A 25723-nucleotide genomic window follows, 5' to 3' on the forward strand; every position below is an offset into this window, starting at 1 on the left:
CATGGCTAACTTTCATATTGACGAACAAAACAGCCGCAGTGGGATACACCCACTAAAGTTTTCGCTGTGGTTGATTATTATTTCTATTATTATGATGTTTGCAGCTTTTACAAGCGCTTACATTGTAAGGAGAGAGGAAGGCAACTGGTTGGAGTTTGACCTGCCGAGCATCCTGCTGGTAAACACGATCATTATTGTCCTGAGTTCTGTTACGATGCAGTTGGCGCATAACGCTGCCCGCAAGAACAACCTGGGAACGCTAAAGGCGATGCTGCTGGCGACCCTGCTCTTAGGAACAGCGTTCCTGATCGGCCAGTGGTATGGCTGGGCAAACCTGGTGCAGAACAACATTTACTTTGGCGGCACAGGAAGTAACCCTTCGGGCTCTTTTCTGTACGTATTAACAGGTGTGCACGGATTTCACTTGGTAACAGGGCTTATCTTTGTCCTGCTGGTGTTCCTGAGCAGCCTGAAGTATAAAGTACATTCTAAAAACATGCTGCGGATACAATTGTGCACGATCTACTGGCACTTTTTAGGTGGACTTTGGCTATATTTGTATATATTCTTAAGAATAAATCACTAAACACGTTTTTCATTATATAAACTATGTCTACTTCAACTACGCTGGAAGCACCTAATTCAGGTACATGGGACGGTGGCAATGAGCCAATGAAAGCGAGCTATGGTAAACTCATGATGTGGTTTTTCCTGCTCTCTGATGCGTTTACTTTTGGTGCTTTTCTAATTGTCTATGGACTGTCTCGACACAAGCACTTGCCTTACACCGGCGAACCTGAGGCGTTCACGTTCTCAACTCAATGGTGGCCAATTCCGGAGAAAGTCTTCAACGCTTTCCCTGGTTTTCACGGGGTAGATCTTCCGCTTGCTTTCGTGGCTTTGATGACGATGATCCTGATCCTGAGCTCAGTTACCATGGTGCTGGCTGTGGAGGCAGGTCACCGCATGGACAAAAACGACGTGCAGAAATGGTTGCTGTGGACAATCCTGTTTGGTGCTACCTTCCTGGGCTGCCAGGCGTGGGAGTGGGCTCACTTTATCTCTGGTACTGAAGAAGGCATGATCCTGTCAGACGGTACCCGTGTGATTGGCGCCAACCTGACCATTAACCAGTACGGCCCGCCGTTGTTTGCCGACCTGTTCTTCTTTATCACAGGTTTCCACGGTACGCACGTTTTCTCTGGCGTTGTGCTGCTAGTGATGATCTTCATCAACACCGTAAACGGGGTGTACGAGAAGCGTGGCCACTACGAAATGGTTGAGAAAGTAGGTCTGTACTGGCACTTTGTAGACTTGGTGTGGGTGTTCGTTTTCACATTCTTCTACCTGATCTAATTCTAACAGATAATAACCAGGCGTACTGCGCCCGTGGTTTAGCCGCGGGGCAGGCGCTACCTAAATAGATACTACTGTATTATGGCACATCATCATACTGACAACGATTTTAACAGAACAGGCGACATTCCGGAGCCACAGACCAAAGCTATCTGGAAAACGTTTGGAATTCTTGTTGCTCTAACTGCGCTTGAGTTCGTCTTCGCTTTCTTTATGGACGCAGGTACGGCGCGTAACGCCATCTTTATTATCCTGACGCTGTTCAAGGCCTTCTTTATCGTAGCGGAGTTCATGCACTTAAAGCATGAGACCAAAACCCTGATCTGGTCCATCATCATCCCGATGGCTTTGGTTATCTGGCTTATGGTTGCACTGCTGTCTGAAGGAAGCTATTACTTCGAATCGGTTACGAACTACTTCAACTAAGGAATACATCATTGATGAAACCTGTAAAGGCACTAATACTAGGAATCCTATTATTAGTGCCTATTCTTATTTTTATATTTATCAATATTTTTGGCACGCATCACTTCTCGCTGCAGACCTTGTACCCGATGCTGGACGATAGCGGAGAAGTAGTGTATGATGCGGCCGGCGACACCGTTTATCAGCGGGTTCCATACTTCAAACTCACCTCTCAGCAAAACCAGGAGGTGACGCAAACGGACCTAGACAGCAGCCTTTACATCGCTAATTTCTTTACCACAGCCTGCCAGGACTCCTGCCAGGAGGTTTTTTCTGAATTAGTGCGCGTGCAGGAGAAGTTTGCGAACATACCGGAGCTAAAAATTGTTTCTTTCTCGGTAAACCCTTCTGAAGACAGTGTGCAGGCCCTGCAGCGTTTTGCCGCGCAGTATGGGATAAAGCCAGCTAAATGGCTCTTGCTAACGGGAGACAGTGCTAAAATCCATACTTTGGCGGAGCAGGGCTTTCACCAACCTGTGGAGGTAGTGGACGGGGAGCCGCAGTTTAATCAGCGCCTGGTGCTGGTGGATAAGGATAAGAAGATTCGTGGCGTCTACCAGGGAGCTGATCAGCTGGAGGTGGACCGCCTGGTGTTAGAAATTAATGTATTGCTGGATGAATACAGTAAAAGAAAATAAGCTCACGAGCGACAATGATAAGAAGTACCTCACCGTAATTGCCGTACTTTCAGTCGCGATCCCGGTGGTAGTGGCGGTGCTGTTCTTTATGCCCAAGGCACACACACCGGGCCTGGATGTATCGTACCTGCCTGCCTTCCACGCTATCCTGAACTCGTTGACGGCCGTGGCGCTGCTCGTTGGCTACTTTAATGTGAAACGGGGAAATAACAAGGCGCACCGGGCGGCTATGCTGACGGCTTTCGGCTTATCTTCCATCTTCCTGGTTTCCTACGTTACCTATCATTTTCTGGGCCAGCGAACCATCTACGGTGGAGAAGGAGCGTTAAAGTATATCTATTATTTCATTCTGTTGACACACATTGTGTTAGCAGCCGCTATTGTGCCGCTTGTGCTGCTGTCGGTGTACTACGGTATCTCGAATCAACTCAAGCGCCATCGCCGTATTTCTAAATGGACATTCCCTATTTGGTTGTATGTGGCTGTGACGGGGGTGCTGGTATACCTGATGATCTCGCCATACTACGCCTAAGCGCCGGGAATTTTAAAGTATAAAAGACATGAAACAGACGGTAAACAGATTTTTCGCTGTGTTGGCAGTTGCTTTCGTTATGATGTTTGCCACCACAGATGCCTACAGCCAGTGCGCTATGTGCCGCGCCACGGTAGAGTCTAACGTGGGGACAGGCGGTACGGAGCAGGATAACGAAGTAGGCTCTGGCCTTAACTCGGGTATACTTTACCTGATGGCCGTACCGTACGTGCTGCTCGGCTCTGTTGGCTTCCTGTGGTACAGATACAGCCGCAAAAACGCGAAGAAGGCATGAGCGAACCCTCTAAACTGGGGGCCGTCCTGAAATGCCGTTGTCCGCGCTGCCGCCGTGGCGTTGTCTTCAAACACTCTTTTCTGAACCTCACCAAGTTTGATGAGATGTATGAAGACTGTGCCGTTTGCGGGCTTCACTACGAGGTGGAGGTCGGTTTTTTCTGGGGGGCGATGTATATCAGCTATGCTTTCTCGGTAGCTATTGTACTTACAGTCGGGGTATTGCTCTATTATCTGGCCAACGACCCGGATATGTGGGTGTATCTGGTTACAGTGGCTGCCACCGTTGTTGTACTTACCCCGCTGTCGTTTCGGTACGCCCGTATTCTAATGCTTCACTTCTTTTCCGGGGTGCGTTATAACCCCAACGCCATAAAAGGCTAGCACGATTCTTGAATCTATGGCGGTTATGCTACGTTTTGCTTAAATTCGTAGATAAACTGCGCTGCTTTGAACCGGAAATTTACCCCTATAGTTTTACTGGCCCTTTCGTTGCTGTTCTTCCTAGCTACAGCAGCCCTGTACTTCAATGTGTTTTCTACCCGTGCGTCAGAGCAGGACCACCAGAAGGAAGTGCAGGAAATTACGCAGCGCGTCCACCAGTGCATTGACAAAGCCACAGGGCAGGCCGAGGCTCTTAAGCCAGGGCTGGGGGATAACACTGTTTCCTTCTCAAAGCTGCTGAAAGCAGCAGACTATCCTGTTTTCGTTTACCGCTCCGATCAACTGGTGTTCTGGTCTAACCACACGCTGGTGCCCCAGCTGAATACACCCCAGCGGTTCGACCGGGCTCTGGTGACGGAGAATGAGTACGGCCGCTTTATTGTGGTGCCGCACCAGGTAAAGCAATACCAGGTGGATGTTTACATTCCGCTGCAGGTAGAGTATAACATCAACAACTCATACCTCACCCCAAAGCTCGACGAGGAGGTGTTTAAGCGAAGCGATCTTCGGATTATACTTGACCCGGACGCACCGCAGCCGCACGTGCTGAGCAAGAATGGCGACTTCCTGTTTGCCCTGGATTTTCAGGAAGCCACCAAAACAGATACGCACGCAAAGCTACAGCTGACCTTTCTTACGCTGGGCGTGCTGCTGTTCATCCTTTTTGCCGTTGCAGTCTGCCAGTATTATATCCGGAGGCGGGAGTACAGCCAGGGCGTGCTGCTTCTCCTGGCTTTGCTCGGCGGGTTGCGCCTGTCGCTTTTGCTGCTGAACCTGCCCTTCGCCATAGCGGAGACCGAACTCTTCGATTCAAAGCTTTACGCCGCCTCTTTCTGGTCGCCCTCTGTCGGTGACCTTCTCCTGAACATGCTGCTGCTAAGCGTGGTGGCCGGCTGTGGTTTGTACCTTTTCAGGCGTAACCACGTGGTGATCCAGCTCAACAAGCTTCCGAAGGAGCAGGCCCGCCTGCTGCAGGTAGGTTGTGTGCTAACCTTCTTCTTCCTGTTGCTGGTCCTGTTTCAGTTTTACTACAACATCTACCACAACACGCCGCTCGTGCTCGATATCACCAGGTCGCTGGATATTACGAAGTATAAAGCCGTGATGTACGGGGTAATGCTGGTGCACACGGTGGCGCTGAGCATGTTTACGTACATGCTGGCCACGGTGGTGTCGGTGCTGGTGCCGAGGGTGTCGCGCGTGTGGCCGTATAAAATGCTGCTGGTTGTTGCCGGCCTGCTCCTGCTGCTGACCGCTGTGTTTGTGGCAGAGCTCTTTACAGTGGTGTTCGTTGGCTTCGTGTTCTGGACCATTATTGTGCTGGCGGCGCAGTACCAGCATGCGGTGAGCTTTGCCTACCGCACTTACCTGTTCTTCTTCCTGGTCATCATTGTGAGTGCCCTGACGGGGGCTTACTCCCTGTTCTCCCACTATCACAACGACCTGAAAACCTACAAGCAAAACCTGGCCTTCAACATCCTGCAGGAGAACGATGTGCTGGGAGAGTACCAACTGAACCAGCTGGCGGACCAGATCGCCGCCGACGAGCTGATCCAGATGAAGATGATGGGGCCCTATGTGGATGAGTCCTTTATCAAGCGTAAAATCACGAAGCAGTACCTCAACGACTATTTTGACAAGTATGAAATCAGCGTGATGCTGTTCGATAACAGCGGCAGGTCCCTGGAAAGCGCTGACACAGCGGCGACTTCGCTCCAGGAGCTACGGGCACAGTTCGACAAGCCACAGGCGCAGACAGAGCATCATGAGCTGTTTTTGCTGAAAGACCCGGCCCGGTACAATGCCCGCACCTATCTAAAGTTGATCGAAGTGCCGATGGGCAATCTGCAGACAGGTACGATCGGCCTGCAGCTGACGCTAAAGAAGCTGCTCCCCAACAGTGTGGTGCCTGAGCTGCTGGTGGACCAGAAGTACGACCAGCCCTTTAGGCGGGATATGCTGAGCTATGCCATTTATGAAGGAGGCAAGTTGCGCTACAGCGAGGGCGAGTACGACTATGCCACCAACTTTAACCGCAAGCTCATGCAGCGAACGGAGTTTTATCGGCAGGGGCTAACACAGGATAGCTTTCACCATTACGGCTTGCGCAGCGAGGATGGGAAAACGCTGATCATAACGACCGAGAAGTATGGCGGCCGGGAGATACTGTCGAACTTCTCGTTCCTGTTCCTGGTGTTTGTGGCGGGCTTTGTTTGCCTGGGCTTGCTGTACCTCTTTCTGCAGCGCCACCGCCTGCGGGAGTTCAGCCCTAACTTCAGCGCGAAGATCCAGCTTTTCCTTAACTTCGGGATTTTGCTTCCGATGCTGCTGGTAAGTATAGCCACGGCCGGCCTGGTCACCACCTCCTATAAAAAGGATCTTATGCAGACCTATGAGCAGCGGGGAGAAGCCATACAGGAGCACCTGGCGCAGCAGCTGAGCCAGCGCCTGCTACAGCGGAAGCAGCGCCTGGAGCGAAGTATAAGTGAGATTGCCTCCATTTCCGAAACAGACATCAACCTCTACGACCGCAACGGAAAGCTGCTGGTGACAAGCCAGCCGTTGATATTCGAGACGGGCTTGCTCTCTAAACTCGTCAACCCCTACGCTTTTGCGGCCATCTCCGAGCGGCAGGCCCTGCGCGTGCTGCTGGAGGAGCAGGCGGGCAACCTGAACTTTAACTCGGTGTACCTGCCGCTGCGCGATGAGGATAACCCGGCAGAGCTGGCGGGCTTTATCGGTATCCCGTTCTTTGACTCTGAAAAGGAGCTGGACCTGAAGCTGATCGAGCTGGTGACGACGACGATGAATATCTTCACGGTTATGTTCATCGTGTTTATGGTGCTGACCTTTTTCGCCTCCCGCGCTTTAACCGTGCCGCTGCGGGTGCTGGCAGAAAAGCTGAAGCGCACCTCCCTGACAGGCAAGAACGAGATGCTGGCCTACGAAGGGGCCGATGAGATCGGGATGCTGGTGAACGAGTATAACCGGATGCTGCTTACGCTGGAGCAGAACAAGCAGGACCTGGCGATACAGGAGAAAGAGGCGGCCTGGCGCGAGATGGCAAGGCAGGTGGCCCATGAGATCAAGAACCCGCTGACGCCGATGAAGCTCTCGCTCCAGTACCTGCAGAAGGCCATTGCCGAAAACCGCCCGAACACCGAGCAGCTCATCCAGAAGATTTCGCACACGCTGATTACGCAGATAAACATACTGAACGACATTGCCTCCTCCTTCTCCAGCTTTACCTCCATGCCGGAGCCGAAAGCGGAGCCGATGGATGTGGCTGCCTCCCTGCACAAAGCGGTGGACCTGCACAACGATCCGGCCACGGCCATGCTCTCCAAGGATATTCCGGAGCAGGAGGTGGTTGTGAAAGCGGATGAGAGCCTGATGGTGCGCACGTTCAATAACCTGCTGATTAACGCCATTCAGGCGGTGCCGGCGAGCCGCAGGCCAAACATACGGGTGAAGCTGGAACTGCAAGACGAACATCAGGTGTTAATCTCCATCAGAGATAATGGCAGCGGCATCCCGAAAGAAATACAGAACAAGGTGTTCATCCCGAACTTCAGTACCAAGTACAGCGGCTCGGGCATTGGGCTTGCCGTGGCAAAGCGCGGTATTGAGAATGCTGGTGGCCGTATTTGGTTTGAGACGGAGGAGGGGCAGGGAACCACGTTCTACATTCAGTTACCGCTGGCCGATGCCTAAGCGGAGCTGGCCTTTGGTGCTGTGCCTGTGGCTGCTAAGCTTACCGCTGTTGGCGCAGGCGCCGCTCAGCAACAAACGCTGCAAATGGGTGTATGTGCACGGCATGCCGCAGCAGCTCGATTCGCTCACCCTCATGCCCAGCTCCGTCACGCTGCAGCACCCTAAAAAAGAGCAGTTTACGTTCGACTATAACTTTACCCGCAACGAGTTCCGGTTTACCAGCTTTCCTGCCCCGGACTCCGTGGCACTGGACTCACTTGGCACGATGCGGGTCGTGCGCGACTCGGTGCTGGTGTGCTTCCGGGTAATGCCGCTGAACCTCACGAAGCCCGCTTTTAAACGCGATATTACGCAGCTGCAGCTGAAGACCTCCCAGGACGGTTATTATCAGGAGGACATCAGCACCAAAGAAGAGATTTTCCGGACGCCCGGGCTAAATAAAACGGGTAGCATTTCGCGGGGCATTTCGTTTGGTAACACGCAGAACGTTTTCGTGAACTCCGCCCTTAACCTGCAGCTGGATGGCAAGCTGACCGACGATATAAGTATAACGGCCGCCATCACAGACCAGAATATTCCTTTCCAGCCCGAGGGGAACACACAGCAGTTGCAGGAGTTCGACAAAGTATACATTACCCTGCAGCACCGGCTGTGGCAGCTGACTGCCGGCGACGTGGTGCTCCGGAGCAAGCCCTCCTACTTTATGCAGTTCTACAAAAACGTGCAGGGGGGAGCCTTTAGCTATAAGTTCGGCGAAGACCCGAAGCGGCAGGGGGTGACCACGGTGGCAGCCTCAGTGTCGAAGGGCAAGTTTGCCTCCCAAACCCTGCCGACGCAGGAGGGCGTGCTTGGCCCGTACCGGTTGCGAGGCCCGAACAACGAGCTCTACATTATCGTGCTGGCTAACTCAGAGCGAGTCTTCCTGGATGGCGTACTGCTTAAACGGGGGTATGACTACGACTATGTGATCGATTACAATCAGGCGGAGATTACATTCACAACACGGCACGTCATCACGAAGAACTCGCGCGTGAAGGTGGATTTTGAATACTCGGACCAGAACTACAGCCGGGGCATTTACCACCTGAGCCACTACCAGAACCTGGACAAGCTGCAGGTGTACGCCAACTACTATAACGAAAGTGATAACCCCAACAGCCTGATTAACCTGAACCTGGATGCGGAGCAGAAGCGGCTGCTCTCCAGCATAGGCGACAGCCTGCAGCAAGCCATAACGCTAGGGGCAGACAGTGTGACCTACGACCCGGCGCAGGTACTGTATGCCCGGCGCGATACGCTGTACAACAACGGGCAGCGCTCCGAACGCATTTACGTCTACTCCACCAACCCCGACTCGGCCCACTACAGCGTTAGCTTTACGAACGTAGGGCCCGGAAACGGTGACTATGTGGCAGTGAACGGCGCTGTAAACGGGCGGGCGTACCGGTGGGTGGCGCCTGTAAATGGTGTAAAGCAGGGGAACTATGCCCCTGTGCGTGTTTTGCCGACGCCTAAAAAGAAACAGCTCATCACCTTTGGCGGTAACTATGAACTGCAGAAAGGCATCAGCTTCTTTGTGGAGGGGGCTGCCTCCGAGTATGACATCAACCGCTTTTCTGACCTGGACGCGCAGGATGACAACGGCAAAGGCCTGCGCCTGGGCTACATTGTGCAGGACAAGGAACTACCGCTGCTTGGCAAGTACAAGCTCAGCAGTACCCTGAACTATGAGTATACAGACGAGCACTTTGAACCCATAGACCGCTACCGTCCCATAGAGTTTGACCGCGACTGGAGCCTAACCGCCACCGAAAAGGCCGAGGACCATATCTTTAACTTCTCGGTAGGGGCCGCAGAAGATGCTGCCAACCTGGTTAACTACCGCATCAGCCGCCGCTACCGGCAAGACCAGCTGGATGGGGTGCAGCACTTCCTGGATGTAAAGAAGAAGCTCGGAAAGCTGGTGTCGCGCAACCATTTCTTCCTGCTCAACAGTACGCAGGGCGAGCGGGAGTCGCAGTGGTACCGCGGCGACGTGAACCTGGAGTATGGCATCGGGCGCCTGTCTCCCGGTTACGTGTATAGCTTTGACAAGAACCGTATAACGGCTCTTAACTCTGACTCTGTGATCGGCTCTGCACAGTATTTTGAGCAGCACCTGTTTTACCTGGAAAGCGGCGATACCACCACCACAAAGTTCAGGCTGGACTACAGCCACCGCACCGACAGGTTTGCGACGGAGGCCGGGACCATGGGTAACCAGGAGGTAGGGCAAACCTATAACGCGATGATGCAGTCGCGCCTGAACCCGAACCAGGACCTGACCGTGCAGGCCACCTACCGTAAGCTGGAAGTGCGAAACGGCAAGAACGAGGAAACTATCCAGTCGCGGGTAGATTGGAACGGGAGCTTTGTGGACGGCAGTTTCCGCTCGGAGCTAAGCTACGCCACAGGCACAGGGCGTGAGCTGAAGCGTATCTACATTTTTCAGGAAACGCTGCCGGGGCAGGGAACGCACTACCTGCGGGAAGGCGGCGACCCGAACAACCTCAACGATTACCTGGAGGCGCAGACAGTGGACCAGCGGCGCTACATAAAGATCTACCTGCCTACGGATGAGTACATCAACGCCTACACCAACACGTTTTCGTACCGGCTGACCACGGCTGCACCGCGTACCTGGCGCAGTGAGCCGGGCATAAAGGCGACGCTGTCTAACTTCTCCATGCTCAGCTTTATCAGCATCAACAAAAAAACAACGGATAATGACCTGAGCCAGCGGTTTAACCCCTTCAGCCAGGAGGTGGAGGACCTGTACCTGATATCGCTGGTGAAGCAGCTGCGCCACACCGTGTACTTTAACCGCAGTAGCCCCAAGTACGGTATGGAGTACACGGTGCAGCAGAACGAGCAGAAGCAGTTGCTAAAGAATGGCTCGGAAACGCGCAATACCTTGAGCCATGTGGTGGTGGGCCGGCTGAACCTGAACGAGGTGCTGAGCTCGCAACTGAGTGTGGGCTATAATGTGCGGGAGAACCAGTCTAATTTTCTGAGCTCAAAGAATTTTAAGATACAGGCGCGGGAGCTCTCGCCGGAGCTGGCCTATCAACCTAACGCAAAGCTGCGCTTTACCGGTAAATACCAGTACTCGCTCAAGCAGGATGTGTTGGCGTTGTCTGATGTGGAGCAGGAGGGGGTGTTTCATGAGCTGGGGCTGGAGACAAAGCTGAGCCAGGTAGGCAAGCGCACGGTGGCGGGCAACATTAAGTATGTCAACATCGATTTTGATGGCGACGAGAGCTCCTATGTGGGCTACGAAATTCTAAACGCCCTGCGCCCCGGCAACAACATGACCTGGTCGCTGGTCGTGCAGCAGCGCCTGAGCAACGGCCTCAACATATCCCTGAACTACGATGGCCGCAAAGCAAACGGAGTAGGAGCCGTGCACACCGGCAGAACGCAGGTATCGGTGCTGTTTTAAGGGCTGTGTCGCTTCTGCCTAAGCAGCCGGGCCGGCCACCAAGCTTTCCTACTTCTTTTCGGTGGCTGCATCAAGTATAAAGTGTGGGTGCTTCAACACATCGTTCTCCCAAGAATCCTGAATAAATAGTATAATCTTATGAAGGCGAAGACTGACAGGCGAAATAGTGTGGAGCTGCTGCGGGATGGCAGAAAGTTTGAGATCAAGTTTGTAGAGCGCTTGTCTGGCCCTGTTTTACATGACGTGGGCACAGGTGCGTACGGTGGAAACAACATTCGCCTGAGCCTTTGTAACTATGGCTGGCCAGCGCAGGTTATTGCCATTGAGAACCTTGAAGGAAGTGTTAACTGGTCTGAAGACTTACCGAAGCCTGCCCCAACGGCACAGTCGCTGCGTTCTCCGTCTTTTACTATCAGTGGTGTAGGATACAAGAAAGACCAGAAGTACAAGTTTAAACTAGTGTTGCTGGACTCCCTGAACCGGACCCACGCTTACATTATTGAAGGCCATAATCTAACGAAGTCAATTCAGAAGTTATGGTATAGCAGTGTGCTTACACAGAACAACGCCCTGCCTCCGGACTCAGAGGCAGGGCGTTGTTCTGTGTAAAGTATAAACTCTGGTAAGGAGCGACTCTTAATAGTACTTGCGTTCCATCAGGTAGTTCTGCACATAGTCCTTCACGCCTTCCTCTAACGTATAAAAAGGTTTGTCGTAGCCTATGGCGCGCAGCTTGCTCATGTTGGCTTCTGTGAAGTACTGGTAGTTATCGCGCAGGTTCTCCGGGGTGTCCATAAAGTCGATGTTCGGGTCTATGCCCATGGCGTCGAATGTGTTAAGGGCCAGAGCCATAAACGTGCGGGCCTTGCCGGAGCCGAGGTTGTAGATGCCGGAGTTCTTGCGGTGGTGCATCAGGAACATGCATACCTCCACCACATCCTTTACATACACAAAGTCGCGCATCTGCTCACCGTCGGCGTAGTCCGGGTTGTGCGAGCGGAACAGCGTCATGCTGCCCTTTTCCTTTATCTGGTTGTAGGCATGGAAAATAACGGAGGCCATTTTGCCTTTGTGGTACTCGTTGGGGCCATACACGTTAAAGAACTTCAGGCCGGCCCAGAAGAAAGGCTTTGCCGTTTGCTCCAGCGCCCAAATGTCGAAATCGTTCTTAGACTCGCCGTAAGGGTTGAGGGGCTTTAGCAATGGAATGGTGGCTTCGTTATCGTCATAACCGAGGGTGCCGGAGCCGTAGGTGGCCGCCGAAGAGGCGTAAACCAGCGGAATCTGGTACTCCGCGCAGGCGTTCCACACTTTCTTGGAGTAGTTCAGGTTCAGCAGGTCGAACACCTCCTTGTTGAACTCAGTGGTGTCGGTGCGGGCACCCAGGTGGAAGATAAACTCCACTTCCTCGTAGTGCTCCTCCAGCCAGTCGAAAAAGTTTTCGCGGTCCACGAACTCCTTTATCTTCTTACCTTTGAGGTTGTTTTCTTTCTTGGCAACGGAGAAGTTGTCCACTACCACTATATCGTTAAAATTATCCTGGTTTAATCTGCCTACGAGGCAGCTTGGGATAAAACCGGCGGCACCTGTTACTACTATCATGCGTGATTGCTATGCTGTTCTTAAATTTGCGCTAAATTTACAAAAATAAACCGAGCCACCTGCGCGACGGCGGCACCATCTGTTACTGTGAAAAATATACGACTGATACTTCATACGTTTCTTTGCCTGTTTTTCTTCTCGTGCGGCCAGCAGGAGCAGAAAGTGCAGGAGAGCCTGGTACTGCACGATGACCTGGGCCGCGAGCTGACGCTGCAGAGGCAGCCGGAGCGGGTCTTCTCCTTTGCCTCCTCCCTAACCGAAATGCTGTTTGCCGTGCTCGACACCAGCACTATTGTAGCGCGTACGCCTCAGGATGATTATCCTGCCGCCGTGCTGCAAAAGCCGGTGGTGAGCAATTACCCGGTAGACTATGAGCAGGTGCTGGCCCTGAAGCCGGACCTGGTGTTTTCGGTGGAGGGCATTACACCAATGGAGGTGGCCGAGCGGCTGGAGGAGCTGGGGGTGCCGCTGTACTACCAGAAGTATGAGTCGGTGGAGGATGTGCTGACCGGCCTGGAGGACATTGGCCGCATTATGGGGCGCGAGGAGCAGGCAAAGCAGCTGACGGATTCGCTGCGCCAGGAGGTGGCAGTGCTGAAGAAGCGGCACCAGCAGGAGCAAAAGCCGCTGCAAGTCCTGGCCATCACCTGGACCGACCCGATCTATGTGCACGGGCAGAACACCATTCTTACAGATAAGCTCCGCATTTTAGGGGCTGAGAACGCCGTAAAAGAAACCTTTGAGCAGCCTTACCCCGCACTCACGCGGGAGTACATCTTAAAGCTAAACCCCGACGTGCTGCTGGGCGGCACAAAGGAGGAGATGGAGGAGAAGTTTTTCAGCCTTTACCCGGAGCTGCGGAAAATCAAGGCTTACCAGAACAACCGGATCTACAAACCGACGGATGACCTAATGTCGCGGCCAAACCCGAGAGTGGTGGAGTCGCTGCGGGAGCTGGAGGGCTTCCTGTACCCATGATGCGGCGCGTCTCATACTTTATACTTGCCCTGCTGCTGATTTTGGTGGTGCTGGTGCTGGGGCTGCAGGTCGGCTCTTTCGATACCGGCATCGCAACCGTATTCAACGCGTTCATGCACTACAACCCGGCAGACACCACGCAGTTTGCCATACTGCACCTGCGCCTGCCACGGCTTGTACTTGCACTTGTGGTTGGGGCGTCGCTTGCTTTCTGCGGATACCTGATGCAGGCCATGGTAAATAACGGCCTCGCCGACCCATACCTGCTGGGCACGGCTGCGGGGGCCTCGCTGGGGGCCGTCGTCGTTTTTTTCGGCTTTGTGCCCATTGCCGTGGCTGGCTTTTACTTGCCGCCGGTTTTTGCCCTGGCCGGAGCCTTCCTGGTAACCCTGGTGGTGGTGCTGCTGGGCTATCGGAAGGGCCAGATCATCCCCTCGCAACTGCTTTTGGGAGGCATCGCACTTAGCTCGCTTGTAACGGCCATAGTAGGGCTGCTCACCTTTTTGTCGGATTCGGAGGGCAAGCTGAAGTCGGTTATTTTCTGGTCGATGGGGAGCTTTGAGCGTGCCAGCTGGAACCTGGTGCCTTACCCTACGGTGGCGCTGGCAGTGGCCCTGGTGGTGTTTGCGTTTTACCAGAAGCAGCTGAATGTGCTGCTACTAGGGGAGGAGCGGGCGCAGGCGTTAGGCATCCGGGTGGCGCAAACGCGCTGGGTTATCCTGGGCACTGTGTCGGTGGTAACGGGCTTTGCGGTGGCCACCTCCGGGCCCATTGGTTTTGTGGGGTTGATTATTCCGCATATCACGCGCGGGCTGCTGGGTACCACAGGCCGCTCCAACCTGCTTTTCTGCGCTTTTGTGGGCGGTTTGTTTATGCTGCTCTGCGATTTACTCTCCAGAATTATTTATCCGCCCGCCGGGCTGCCTATTGGAATCATTACTTCGTTCTTTGGTGTTCCTTTCTTTGTATATTTGCTGTTCAGAAAGAATTACAATTTTAGAGGATAAATGATTTACGTTAGCAGGTTAGAGCACTTCAACGCCGCTCATAAGCTATTCAACCCGAACTGGTCGTTGGCAAAGAATAAGGAGGTTTTCGGGCCGTGCGCCAACACCAACTGGCATGGGCACAACTATGAGCTGATCGTGACGGTGAAGGGAAAGCCCGACCCGGACACAGGCTTTGTGATTGACCTGAAAAAGCTCAGCACACTCATCCGCACCCACATCATTGAGAAGGTGGACCATAAGAACCTGAACCTGGATGTGTCTTTTATGGAGGATAAACTGGCCAGCACCGAAAACCTGGTGGTGGAGTTCTGGAAGATTCTGGAGCCGCGCGTCCGCGAAATATCAAACAACATTGCTGCGCTACACAGCCTGAAGCTGTATGAAACCCCGCGCAACTACGTAGAGTACTTCGGAGAATAAGTTTGGGTGCGGCGGCGTTCTTACACTGCTGCCGTAGCTGACTTTACTTACTAGCTCCAAAAGAAAAATACCCATGAAATATTACATCATAGCCGGGGAGCGCTCCGGCGACCTGCACGCGTCTAACCTCATCAAGCAGCTCCACAAACAAGACCCGGATGCGCAGATTAGAGGCTGGGGAGGCGATATGATGCAGGCTGCCGGGATGGAACTCGTGCGCCATTACCAGGAGATGGCTTTTATGGGGTTTGCCGAGGTCTTTAAAAGCCTGCGCAAGATCATGGGCTTCCTGAGCGAGGCTAAAGCGGATATCAAACGCTACCAGCCGGATGTTGTTATCCTGGTGGATTATGCCGGGTTTAACATGCGCATTGCCCGCTTCGCCAAAAAGCAGGGGATGAAGGTGTTTTATTACATCTCCCCTAAAATCTGGGCCTGGAACCAGGGGCGCGTGCATGGCATCAAAAAGGTAGTGGACCGCATGTTCGTGATCATGCCGTTTGAGGAGGACTTTTACGCGCGCTTCGACTATAAGGTAGATTATGTGGGCAACCCTGTAAACGACTCCGTAACGGACCATGTGGCGAGCAATGACTTCCGGGCAAAAAACAAGCTCTACAATAACAAGCCGATCATTGCCATACTTCCGGGGAGCCGCCGGCAGGAAATTGAGAACATGCTGCACGTCATGCTCAGTGTGCTGCCCAACTTCCGCGACTACCAGTTTGTGGTGGCCGGGGTAAGCAATTTTTCGAAAGAGTACTACGAGCAGTACAACAAGGACCCAAACATCAAGATCATCTACGACCAGACCTATGACCTGCTTGCCCATGCCAAAGCCGCATTGGTAACATCGGGTACAGCCACACTGGAGACGGCCTTGTTCGGGGTGCCGCAGGTCGTGTGCTATAAAACGAGCGCCATTTCCTACAACATCGGGAAAATGGTTATCAAAGTGCCTTATATTTCGCTGGTGAACCTCATTGCCAACAAGCCGGTGGTAACAGAGTTAATTCAGGACGAGTTTACGGCAAAACAGATTGTGGCGGAGTTGAAGCGGATTCTCTTTGACAGGCACTTTATGCAGAAGCAGCAGGAGGGATATGCCCTTGTGCGCAAAAAGATAGGGGAGTTTCGCACTGCCGAGCGCGCCGCCGAACTGATGGTGCACTATCTGAAGGAAGAGAAAGTATAGCATTGCTTAGTACAGCAACGGAAAGTCCTGGCCCCACGCCAGGACTTTTTGCGTTATGGCCTGTCAGGTAAAGGCGCCGTTGTAAGCCTACCGCGTAAAGCCATACCTGTAAACAACTCTGTGCCACACTTGTGTGCGTGAGTCAAAAGCTAATGCCCTTTCCCGTTGAGCAGGTAGCTTTTTTTTTGGGAGAGCAACGCGTCAGAGGCTTTTACTACTGTAGGGGCCGCTGCCTCCTCACAGGCAGCTAAGGGCATGTGGAGCATGTTGGTGGTTTTTATACCTGTTGCGCTTGCACATAGGGTACTTTAAAACGAAAAGCCCCGGCTTTAAGGCCGGGGCTTTTTATCTTTTATGGAGTACCGTTTCAGGCTACTTCCAAACTGTGTGTGCGTCTGTCGTTAAGCAACTTTCAGTTGCTTTAATCCTGATTTCTCAAACTTGTCGCGGGCATAGTCGCCGGTAATAACCAGCTCTTTGGTGCCCTCTTCGGATGGAAGCTCAAACATGGCGTCTGTCATGATGCCTTCGCAGATAGAGCGCAGGCCACGGGCTCCCAGTTTATATTCCGCCGCTTTCTCCACAATGTATTCCAGAGCGCTTTCGTCGAAGGAAAGGTTGATGTTTTCCATTTCAAACAAACGCTTATACTGCTTCACGATAGAGTTCTTCGGCTCCAGCAGAATAAGGCGTAGCGTCTCTTTGTCCAGCGGGTTCAGGTGTGTGGCTACCGGCAATCGACCGATCAGCTCCGGAATCAGACCGAAGTTCTTCAGGTCCTGAGCAGTCAGGTACTTCAGGAAGTTCTCGTTTTCCTCCATGTCATCCAGCTTAGACTTAGAGAAGCCGATAGGCCGGGTGTTCAGGCGGTTTTTGATCAGTCTGTCGATGCCTACGAATGCGCCGCCGCAGATAAACAGGATGTTCTCGGTGTTCACCGTAATCATCTTCTGCTCCGGGTGCTTGCGCCCGCCCTGCGGTGGTACGTTTACAGAGGTTCCTTCCAGCAGTTTCAGCAGGGCCTGCTGTACACCCTCGCCGCTCACATCACGCGTGATGGACGGGTTATCGCTCTTGCGGGCGATCTTGTCTATTTCATCGATGTAGACGATGCCGCGTTCTGCAGCCTCCACATTATAGTCGGCGGCCTGTAGCAGGCGGGTAAGTATGCTTTCCACATCCTCGCCTACATAACCGGCTTCGGTTAATACGGTTGCGTCGGCGATACAGAAAGGAACCTGCAGGATGCCGGCCATCATACGGGCCAGGTACGTCTTACCGGTACCCGTTTCGCCCACCATAATGATGTTGGATTTCTCAATCACCACATCATCTTCCGTCGGCTGTTGCATCAGGCGCTTATAGTGGTTATACACCGCCACCGACATCACCTTCTTGGCCTCGTCCTGCCCAACCACAAACTGGTCGAGGTAAGTTTTCATTTCCTTCGGCTTCATCAGGTTGAACTTGGGAGCGCGACTGCTTGCGCGAATCTTGTTCTCCTCGTTCAATATCTGCTGCGCCTGTCCGATACAACGGTCACAGATGTGCGCGTTGATACCGGAGATCATCACCGATACATCCTTCTTGTTTTTGCCGCAAAATGAGCACGTAATTTCTGCCATAAGAAACGATTGATCCAGAGTAGTTTACGCATCTTTTTCAGATGTGTAAAGCAAAGGTACAAAATTGAAGAGTTAAACTGATAGAAAACTTTTGGAGCCAATGTGGATGCACTCCAGGAAACGGGGTATTTATTTTAAGATAAATATTTTACTATTTTTAGGTAATTGGCTTGTTCTAAGTGATTTATGCTTTGAATGTATCCACAGTGGTATGTGGATAAGTTTTTTAGCTATAACGCATGCAAGCCAACCCAAGGCTACTGCAGGCTACCCAATTAAGTGCAATCTGGAAGCTAAAAACCCGCTCCGGTAGGCCGGAGCGGGTTTTTGTAAGCTATAATATATTAAGCCTTAGCTAGTCTTGCGCGTAAGCACCTCGTCGATCAGGCCGTACTCTTTGGCCTCTTCGGCACGCATCCAGTAGTCACGGTCAGAGTTGTCGTACACTTCCTGGTAAGACTTGCCTGAGTGGTCGGCAAGGATCTCGTACAGCTCTTTCTTTAGCTTCAGGATCTCGCGGGCAGTGATCTCAATATCAGATGCCTGGCCTTGCGCGCCGCCCATTGGCTGGTGAATCATGATACGGGCGTGTGGCAGGGCAGAGCGCTTGTTCTTTGCGCCACCGGCCAACAGCACCGCACCCATAGAGGCAGCCAGACCTGTGCAGATCGTTGCCACATCTGGGCTTACGTACTGCATAGTATCATAAATGCCGAGGCCGGCGTATACCGAGCCTCCCGGGCTGTTGATGTACAGCAGGATATCTTTCTTCGCATCGGCAGACTCCAGGAACAGCAGCTGCGCCGTGATAATGTTGGCGATGAAGTCATCCACCTGCGTGCCCAGGAAAATAATGCGGTCCATGATCAGGCGGGAGAACACGTCAATCTCACGGAAGTTGGTCGGGCGTTCCTCAATTACGGAGCGTGTCATGCTTTCGATGTTGTGCATGGCTCTGCCTTCCACGTGGTGTATATATTGGTCTACGCCCAGGCTACTCATGCCCTGGCCCTTTACGGCAAATTTTCGGAACTCGTCTTTGTTAAACATCATGTTGTTTAGGTTTACGGTTTACTCAAAAATAAAAAAGTCCTTCTAATTTCGAAGGACTTTTTTAGTAAGTTATATGTATGCGCTTTTATTAGAGCGACATATTTCTGAAGTCCTCTGAGGAGATGGTTTTCTCCACAACAGTCATCTGCTCTTTTAGTTTAGCGAGCACCTTCTCGGCCAGCAGCTGCTCGTACTCATTAATGTAGTTACGGCCGTTGTCCTGCTGCAGATACTGCTGAGCATAGTTGTTCATGCTTTCTTTCAGTTCTTCAGGTACTTCCGGCATGTTGAACTGCGCCAGCATCTTCTCTTTGGTAGCTTCCACTACTTCTTCGTTCGTCACTTTCAGCTCGTTCTCCTCAACCACCTTGTTCTTGATCATGGACCACTTCAGCTCGCGCACATACTTGTCGAAGTTCTCTTCGATCTGCTCTTCAGTCAGCTTGCCTTCGTTTGTCACCTGAATCCAACGCTTGAAGAACGCTGTAGGAAGCTCTACCTCTACGTTGTCCACCAGGGTGTCGATGATTTCGCGGTAGATCAGGTTGTCGGCCTCACGCTCATAGTTCTCCATGATTGTCTCACGGATCTTGGCGTCAAACTCTTCCTCTGTCTTCACCTCGTCTTTACCGAAAAGCTTGTCGAAAAGCTCCTGGTTCAGTTCAGCAGGCTCTGTGCGGTTGATTTTCTCTACAGTAAACTCGAACTCGCCGTTCAGGTCAGCCACAGCTTCTTTGCTCAGGCCGGTTACGTGGGCCAGGGCAGCGTTGTCATCGCCGAAAGTTTTACGGATATCGAAACGGATAACGTCGTCGGCTTTCACACCTGTGAACTTATCCTGTCCTTCTACAACACGGTTTGTCGGGATCAGTGTCTTCGACTGGAACTCGCCGTCTACCTGCTTCAGCTCACCTGAGATAAAGTCGCCTTGCTCAGACGTCTCCGGGTTGGCTGTTTTGCCGAACTGGCGCTTCAGGTTTTCGTAAGCCTCGTCGATAGTTTTCTGGTCCAGCTCAACTTTGTAGCCCTCTACGCTTTTATCCAGCGGAAGGTTGAAGTCTGGTAGCAGACCTACGGCGTAGTTGAACTCAAATGTCTTTTGGTTATCCCAGTCAATCTGCTCCTGGTCTGGCTCCGGAAGGGGCTCGCCCAGCAGTTTCACGTCGTTTTCACGGAGGTACTTAGAGATCTCCTCCTGAAGCGTCTTGTTGATCTGCTCCACCAGGATGCTCTTGCCGTACATTTTCTTTACAAGCCCCGCAGGTACTTTGCCAGGTCTGAAGCCTTTAATCTGGGCTTTTTTGCTGTATTCTTTTACCTGCTGGTCTACTTTCGGTGCGTAGTCCGCCTCTTCCAGTACCACCTTCAGTTGCGCATTGGTGCTGTCGGTTTGGTTTAATGTAATATTCAAGGCTTATAAAAATTTAAGATTTTAGAAATACCTACTAAAAACAAACCCCCAACAGGGTATGTTGAGGGTTCATGTTGTTCTGTGCGGATGGAGGGACTCGAACCCCCATGCCTCGCAGCGCTAGATCCTAAGTCTAGTGCGTCTACCAATTTCGCCACATCCGCTTGAGTGTGCTTGTTTGTAATAGTGATGCAAAGGTAAGCAACGTTTTTATAAATGCAATACCACGGTTCAAATTTTCTCAAATATTTTTCGGTTTGCATATAGCGGCGCCTGCATGGTTGCTTTGGGGCAATGGTATTGGTTGCATCTTATAATCAGTTATATTTGAAACTTATAAAGCAGCCATGTTATTTATACTTATAGTGTGCGCCGCATAAGGGGTAGCCACACTATATTATAGTTGTTTAAAATGATCGATCTAGAAACAGAACGCAAAGAGATACTACGGCACTACAGAAGGCTCCTCCGCTATGCGAAGCCTTTCCTGAAGGACAATGACGCCAAGATTATCAAAAAAGCGTTCAACACCTCGCTGGAGGCGCACAAAGACATGCGCCGCAAATCCGGGGAGCCATACATCCTGCACCCGCTGGCCGTGGCGCAGATCGCCGTGGAGGAGATTGGCCTTGGCACTACCTCCATTGTGGCGGCGCTGCTGCACGACGTGGTGGAGGACACCGAACTGGAGACGGCCGATATCGAGCGGGAGTTCGGCCCGAGCGTGGCCCGGATCATAGAGGGGCTTACCAAGATCTCGGGCGTTTTCGACTACGGCACCTCGCAGCAGGCGGAGAACTTCCGCAAGATGCTGCTCACGCTGAGCGATGACGTGCGCGTGATACTGATCAAGCTGGCCGACCGCCTGCACAACATGCGCACGCTGGACAGCATGCCGCGCCACAAGCAGCTCAAGATCGCCTCCGAAACCATGTACCTGTACGCCCCGCTGGCGCACCGCCTGGGCTTGTACGCCATTAAGTCGGAGCTGGAGGACCTGTACCTGAAGTACACTGACACGGATATATACAAGGACATCTCCAACAAGATCCGCCAGACGCGCAGCGCCCGCAACAAGTTCATCAAAGACTTTATCCACCCGATAGAGGACGAGCTGAACAAGTATGGCTTTAAGTTCAACATTAAGGGCAGGCCAAAATCCATCTACTCCATCCTTAAAAAGATAAAGAAGCAGAACATCACCTTTGATGAAATCTACGACCTGTTCGCGATCCGGATCATTTTGGATGTGCCGCTGGAGAACGAGAAGGCGGCTTGCTGGCAGGTGTACTCTATTATAACAGACTTTTACCAGCCCAACCCCGACCGCCTGCGCGACTGGGTGAACACCCCGAAGGCAAACGGTTACGAATCCCTGCACACGACGGTGATGAGCAAATCGGGCCAGTGGGTGGAGGTGCAGATCCGCACCAAGCGTATGGACGAGATTGCCGAGCGCGGCTATGCTGCCCACTGGAAGTATAAAACAGAGGGCGCTGCCTCGGCGGAGTCGGGCCTGGAGCAGTGGATAAACAAGGTGCGCGACATGCTGGAGACCAATAACTCCAACGCGCTGGAGTTCATGGACGAGTTCCGCAAAAACCTTTTCGTGGAGGAGGTGTTTGTGTTTACACCGAAAGGCGAACTCATTATACTTCCTGATAAATCCACCGCCCTGGACTTTGCCTTTGAGATACACTCCCAGATCGGGCTGCAGTGCCTCGGGGCCAAGGTAAACCAGAAACTGGTGCCGCTCAGCTATAAGCTGAAAAACGGGGACCAGGTGGAGATCCTGACCTCGCAGAAGCAAAAGCCGAACGAGGAGTGGCTGCAGTACGTGGTAACCTCCAAAGCCCGCACGCGCATTAAGGATGCCCTGCGGGAGGAGCGGAAGAACAAAGCGGAGCAAGGCAAAGCCATGTTGGAGGCGAGGCTGCAACTGCTGGAGGTGCCGGACACGCAGCAGAACCTCAACAAGCTCCAGGCCTTCTTTAACACGCCGACGCTGCAGGACCTGTATTATAGAGTCGCCACCGGGCATATCGACATCAAGAACATCAAGCAGGTGATCTTTACGGCCTCTGCCGATAAAGGCAGCTCCATGCTCGACCTCAAGTCCTTTGACAAGGAGGTGCAGAAGATACGGGGCGTGAACTCGGATATGCTGGTGATCGGCGAAACCACCTCCAACTGGGAGTACAGCATGTCGAAGTGCTGCAACCCTATTCCGGGAGACGATGTGTTCGGTTTTCAGACGGAGGACGATGGCATTGAGATACACCGCACCAGCTGCAAGCGCGCCATGGAGCTGATGTCCAACTACGGGAACCGCATTATCAAGGCGAAGTGGACAGAGCAGAAGGAGCTGGCCTTCCTGGTGGGGATCCGCATCAAGGGCACCGACCGCGTTGGCTTGGTAAACGACCTGACGAAGGTGATCTCGACCAGCTTGAAAGTGAACATGCGTTCCATCACCATCGACTCCAACGACGGTATCTTTGAAGGGAACATCATGGTTTTTGTAAACGACACCGGCCACCTCGACAAGCTCATCCAGCGCATGGGCAGGGTCCACGGTATACTTACCGTAGAGCGTTTCGATTAAGAGAGGGCTATATATACACTATAGATAATGGCATTAGATCATATTAAATTTGAAGAGGTAAAAAAGATCTTCACGGCGTACTTAGAAAGCAAAGGTTTGCGTAAAACACCTGAGCGGTATGCCATTTTAGAGGAGATCTACTCCCGTGACGGGCATTTTGATGTGGAGTCTCTCTACATCAGCATGAAGAACAAGAACTACCGCGTGAGCCGGGCCACTGTGTATAACACGCTCGACCTGCTGGTAGAGAACGACCTGGTGAGCAAGCACCAGTTTGGGCGTAACCTGGCGCAGTACGAGAAATCGTACGGTTACCGCCAGCACGACCACGTGATCTGCACCGAGTGCCACAAGGTAGTGGAGTTCTGCGATCCGCGCATCCATAATATACAGACGATGGTGGGGGAGCTGTTAAATTTTCATATCTTGCATCACTCCCTGAACCTATATGGTGTCTGCGGCGATTGCCGCGCAAAAAAAGCGACAGAGGAACCAAAGCATGAAGTATCAGACAGAACTTAAGGAGGACATCCTCTTTATCCGGCTGGAGGGCGACCTGATTGCAGGCACAGACACGCAGCAGTTGATTGACGGCGTGGACGGACTGTACGATGGCAAGGTGCTGCTCTGTGCCGTGGATCTGTCTAACGTGCGTTTCATGGACAGCAGCGGCATGGGAGTGCTGGTGTCTTTGCTGACGAAGTTCCGAAACCGCGGCGGCGAGCTGGTACTGATTAAGCCATCCGACCATATCCGCAAGCTTTTGATCGTAACAAAGCTGAACGCTATCTTTACGATCGCTGAGAACGACGACTTCGCAGCGCAATTCTTAAAGGAATCAACATATTAAATACTTAAATGGCAGTTGACATTTTAATAGGGCTGCAGTGGGGCGACGAGGGCAAAGGCAAAATCGTTGACGTACTGGCTCCGACCTATGATATTGTAGCCCGTTTCCAGGGAGGCCCGAACGCAGGGCATACATTAGAGTTCGAAGGCACGAAGCACGTGCTGCACCAGATCCCTTCCGGTATCTTCCATCCGCATATCCAAAACATCATCGGAAACGGTGTGGTGCTCGATCCAATCGTGTTCCGTACCGAAATGCAGAAACTGAAGGACCGCGGGGTAGACGCTGCCAACAACCTGTACATTTCTAAAAAGGCGTCTCTTATACTTCCGTCGCACAAAGCGCTGGACCGTGTATCAGAAGAAGCACTGGGGACCGGCAAGATCGGCTCTACTTTAAAAGGCATTGGCCCAACCTACCAGGACAAGATTGGCCGTGTAGGTTTACGGGTGGGCGATATCCTGGCAGATGACTTCCAGGACCGCTACAACAACCTGGTAAGCCGCCATCGCCAGGCGGTGGAGTTCTATGGAAAAGAGCTGGAGTTGGGCGACCAGGAGCAGGACTTCTTTGATGCCGTGGCATACCTGCGCACCCTGAAGCTGATCGACTCTGAGTACATGATCAACGATGCCATCCAGAGCGGAAAGCGCATCTTGGCAGAGGGAGCACAGGGAGCGTTACTGGATGTGGACTTTGGCACGTATCCATATGTTACGTCTTCCAGCACTGTGGTGGCAGGCGCCTGCACGGGCCTGGGCGTGGCACCAAAGTACATAGGTGAAGTCTACGGTATATTTAAAGCGTACTGCACGCGTGTAGGCAGTGGGCCTTTCCCGACAGAGCTTCTGGATGAAGTAGGGGAGGAGATCAGACAAGCCGGGCGTGAGTTCGGCTCAACTACAGGCCGCCCGCGCCGTTGCGGATGGGTAGACCTGCCTAGCCTGAAGTACAGCATCATGCTAAATGGCGTAACACAGCTGAACATGATGAAAGCGGACGTGCTGACGGAGTTTGATACTATAAGTGTTTGCACGCACTACAAGTTGCCATCAGGTGAGATTACAGACAGAGTGCCGCACTCCATGGAGGCGGGAGAACTGGAGCCTGTATACGAAACGCTGCCAGGATGGAAAGTAGATCTGAATAAGATTGAATCGGTTGATGAACTGCCGGAGGCGTTTAACAACTACTTAACTTTCCTGGAGAAGCACCTGCAAGTGCCTATTACTATTGTATCAGTAGGGCCAGACAGAAAGAGCACACTCAAAAGAGAAGCAATAAACGCATAGGTAGCACAGCAGAAGCCTGAGCGATCAAAGCAGGAGGGGCCCGTGGCATAAGCTGCGGGCCCCTCTTGCTTTGCTTCCGGGGGAGAGGGGGGAGGCCGTGCCGGGATCTTTCCGAGCGCCGGGCGGCCCTTTCGGGGAACGGGCGAAAATAATCCCCTTCAGCTCCAGGCTGTTGCGTATTTTGCGGTTTTATTTGGCGGCATGCGCTTGCGGGCCGGGGAAAGTTTGCTACTTTTGCATCCCGGTTCAGCAGGGACGGGAGAGAAGGGGGGACGCTAACACAGGCTGCGGCCGCGGTTTTGGGCCCCCGGCGGAGAAAGAGAGACTGAAAAAAAAACTTGGCCGGGGCCTTGCGGAACGGAAAGCTTTGCTTACCTTTGCAGCCCGCCTCGGAAGGAGACGGCCACCGGCTTCCGCCCCTTTGGAGGGACGGGCCGGGGAGAGAAAAAGAAAGAAAGTTTTTCTTGTTTTCCGGAAGTTTCCCCTTACCTTTGCAGCCGCTTCCAACGCGAGCCGCGCTACGGAGGCCGGGAAAATAAAGTTCAAAAAAAGTTTTGCGGTTCGAAATAAAGCCGCTACCTTTGCACCCCGCCACGGAGCGAACGGCTCTGAAGGGGAAAGAGGAAAGAAAGGAAGATAACGTCGCAGGACGGCAAGCGAGGACAACAGGTCCTCGGAAAGTTCTTTGAGAGATTGCTTGAGACAGAAATTAAGGTAAGACCTTGCGGCCCCCTCGGGGGCCAGACACAAGGGGAGCC

Annotated in this window: 22 protein-coding genes and 1 tRNA gene; 18 read left to right on the forward strand and 5 right to left on the reverse strand. The window is 52.7% G+C overall.

From position 1 onward, the window contains the following. Position 1 precedes the first annotated feature (1 nt). The 10 genes from CA264_RS01335 (at position 2) to CA264_RS01380 (ending at position 11533) form a co-directional block, all read left to right on the forward strand. Entirely contained in the window at positions 2–586 is a 585-nt protein-coding gene (locus tag CA264_RS01335; RefSeq protein WP_025604021.1) for a cytochrome c oxidase subunit 3, read from the forward strand. A gap of 23 nt (positions 587–609) precedes the next feature. Beyond that, complete coding sequence (locus CA264_RS01340; RefSeq protein WP_025604022.1) at positions 610–1356, forward strand: cytochrome c oxidase subunit 3; 747 nt, start codon at positions 610–612, stop codon at positions 1354–1356. A gap of 81 nt (positions 1357–1437) precedes the next feature. After that, on the forward strand, positions 1438–1782 hold the full coding sequence (locus CA264_RS01345; RefSeq protein ID WP_025604023.1) for a cytochrome C oxidase subunit IV family protein: 345 nt from the start codon (positions 1438–1440) through the stop codon (positions 1780–1782). 56 nt (positions 1783–1838) lie between these two features. Then, positions 1839–2459, forward strand: coding sequence for an SCO family protein (locus CA264_RS01350; RefSeq protein WP_025604024.1), 621 nt, complete (start codon positions 1839–1841; stop codon positions 2457–2459). Further along, the gene (locus CA264_RS01355) at positions 2437–2991 is read left to right on the forward strand and encodes a DUF420 domain-containing protein (RefSeq protein ID WP_025604025.1); all 555 of its coding nucleotides are present in this window, start codon (positions 2437–2439) and stop codon (positions 2989–2991) included. The genes CA264_RS01350 and CA264_RS01355 overlap by 23 nt, the downstream gene beginning before the upstream one ends. A 28-nt stretch (positions 2992–3019) precedes the next feature. Beyond that, positions 3020–3286 carry a hypothetical protein gene (locus CA264_RS01360; protein WP_025604026.1) on the forward strand — a complete coding sequence of 89 codons (267 nt, stop codon included), beginning with the start codon at positions 3020–3022 and terminating at the stop codon, positions 3284–3286. Beyond that, the gene (locus CA264_RS01365) at positions 3283–3669 is read left to right on the forward strand and encodes a DUF983 domain-containing protein (protein ID WP_071784560.1); all 387 of its coding nucleotides are present in this window, start codon (positions 3283–3285) and stop codon (positions 3667–3669) included. Before CA264_RS01360 ends, CA264_RS01365 begins: the two co-directional genes overlap by 4 nt. A 66-nt stretch (positions 3670–3735) precedes the next feature. Beyond that, positions 3736–7443: a sensor histidine kinase gene (locus CA264_RS01370; RefSeq protein WP_237151158.1), complete on the forward strand. Its 3708-nt coding sequence runs from the start codon at positions 3736–3738 to the stop codon at positions 7441–7443. Further along, entirely contained in the window at positions 7436–10924 is a 3489-nt protein-coding gene (locus CA264_RS01375) for a hypothetical protein (protein WP_051364281.1), read from the forward strand. Before CA264_RS01370 ends, CA264_RS01375 begins: the two co-directional genes overlap by 8 nt. 138 nt (positions 10925–11062) lie before the next feature. Beyond that, positions 11063–11533, forward strand: coding sequence for a hypothetical protein (locus CA264_RS01380; RefSeq protein ID WP_157593611.1), 471 nt, complete (start codon positions 11063–11065; stop codon positions 11531–11533). A gap of 27 nt (positions 11534–11560) precedes the next feature. Here CA264_RS01380 and rfaD read toward each other — a convergent pair whose 3' ends face one another. Beyond that, positions 11561–12526, reverse strand: a complete 966-nt coding sequence (gene rfaD / locus CA264_RS01385; protein WP_025604031.1) for an ADP-glyceromanno-heptose 6-epimerase — start codon at positions 12524–12526, stop codon at positions 11561–11563. A gap of 87 nt (positions 12527–12613) precedes the next feature. Between rfaD and CA264_RS01390 the strand changes: the two genes are divergently transcribed. The 4 genes from CA264_RS01390 (at position 12614) to lpxB (ending at position 16129) form a co-directional block, all read left to right on the forward strand. Continuing rightward, positions 12614–13504: an ABC transporter substrate-binding protein gene (locus CA264_RS01390; RefSeq protein WP_237151159.1), complete on the forward strand. Its 891-nt coding sequence runs from the start codon at positions 12614–12616 to the stop codon at positions 13502–13504. Further along, positions 13501–14511 (forward strand): FecCD family ABC transporter permease, encoded by a 1011-nt coding sequence (locus CA264_RS01395; protein ID WP_237151160.1) that lies wholly within the window; start codon positions 13501–13503, stop codon positions 14509–14511. The genes CA264_RS01390 and CA264_RS01395 overlap by 4 nt, the downstream gene beginning before the upstream one ends. Next, positions 14512–14934 carry a 6-pyruvoyl trahydropterin synthase family protein gene (locus tag CA264_RS01400; RefSeq protein WP_025604034.1) on the forward strand — a complete coding sequence of 141 codons (423 nt, stop codon included), beginning with the start codon at positions 14512–14514 and terminating at the stop codon, positions 14932–14934. A 73-nt stretch (positions 14935–15007) separates the two neighbouring features. Beyond that, positions 15008–16129, forward strand: a complete 1122-nt coding sequence (gene lpxB / locus CA264_RS01405; RefSeq protein ID WP_025604035.1) for a lipid-A-disaccharide synthase — start codon at positions 15008–15010, stop codon at positions 16127–16129. A gap of 401 nt (positions 16130–16530) precedes the next feature. Here lpxB and clpX read toward each other — a convergent pair whose 3' ends face one another. The 4 genes from clpX to CA264_RS01425 all read right to left on the reverse strand — a co-directional run bounded on the left by clpX (position 16531) and on the right by CA264_RS01425 (position 20382). Then, positions 16531–17754: an ATP-dependent Clp protease ATP-binding subunit ClpX gene (gene clpX, locus CA264_RS01410; RefSeq protein WP_025604036.1), complete on the reverse strand. Its 1224-nt coding sequence runs from the start codon at positions 17752–17754 to the stop codon at positions 16531–16533. Positions 17755–18105: 351 nt separating this feature from the next. Next, positions 18106–18804 (reverse strand): ClpP family protease, encoded by a 699-nt coding sequence (locus CA264_RS01415; RefSeq protein WP_025604037.1) that lies wholly within the window; start codon positions 18802–18804, stop codon positions 18106–18108. 91 nt (positions 18805–18895) lie between these two features. Continuing rightward, on the reverse strand, positions 18896–20218 hold the full coding sequence (gene tig, locus CA264_RS01420; protein WP_025604038.1) for a trigger factor: 1323 nt from the start codon (positions 20216–20218) through the stop codon (positions 18896–18898). Positions 20219–20300: 82 nt separating this feature from the next. After that, a tRNA-Leu gene (locus CA264_RS01425) sits at positions 20301–20382 on the reverse strand. 248 nt (positions 20383–20630) lie between these two features. Between CA264_RS01425 and CA264_RS01430 the strand changes: the two genes are divergently transcribed. From CA264_RS01430 to CA264_RS01445, 4 genes are read left to right on the forward strand one after another with little or no spacing between them, the layout of a single operon-like run. Beyond that, positions 20631–22823, forward strand: a complete 2193-nt coding sequence (locus tag CA264_RS01430; RefSeq protein WP_025604039.1) for a RelA/SpoT family protein — start codon at positions 20631–20633, stop codon at positions 22821–22823. Between the two features lie 27 nt (positions 22824–22850). Beyond that, entirely contained in the window at positions 22851–23345 is a 495-nt protein-coding gene (locus tag CA264_RS01435) for a Fur family transcriptional regulator (RefSeq protein ID WP_025604040.1), read from the forward strand. Then, entirely contained in the window at positions 23323–23673 is a 351-nt protein-coding gene (locus CA264_RS01440) for an STAS domain-containing protein (protein ID WP_025604041.1), read from the forward strand. Before CA264_RS01435 ends, CA264_RS01440 begins: the two co-directional genes overlap by 23 nt. An 8-nt stretch (positions 23674–23681) precedes the next feature. Beyond that, positions 23682–24965 carry an adenylosuccinate synthase gene (locus CA264_RS01445; RefSeq protein ID WP_025604042.1) on the forward strand — a complete coding sequence of 428 codons (1284 nt, stop codon included), beginning with the start codon at positions 23682–23684 and terminating at the stop codon, positions 24963–24965. Positions 24966–25723 lie beyond the last annotated feature (758 nt).

Origin of the sequence: Pontibacter actiniarum, assembly GCF_003585765.1 — a bacterium.
GTDB lineage: Bacteria > Bacteroidota > Bacteroidia > Cytophagales > Hymenobacteraceae > Pontibacter > Pontibacter actiniarum.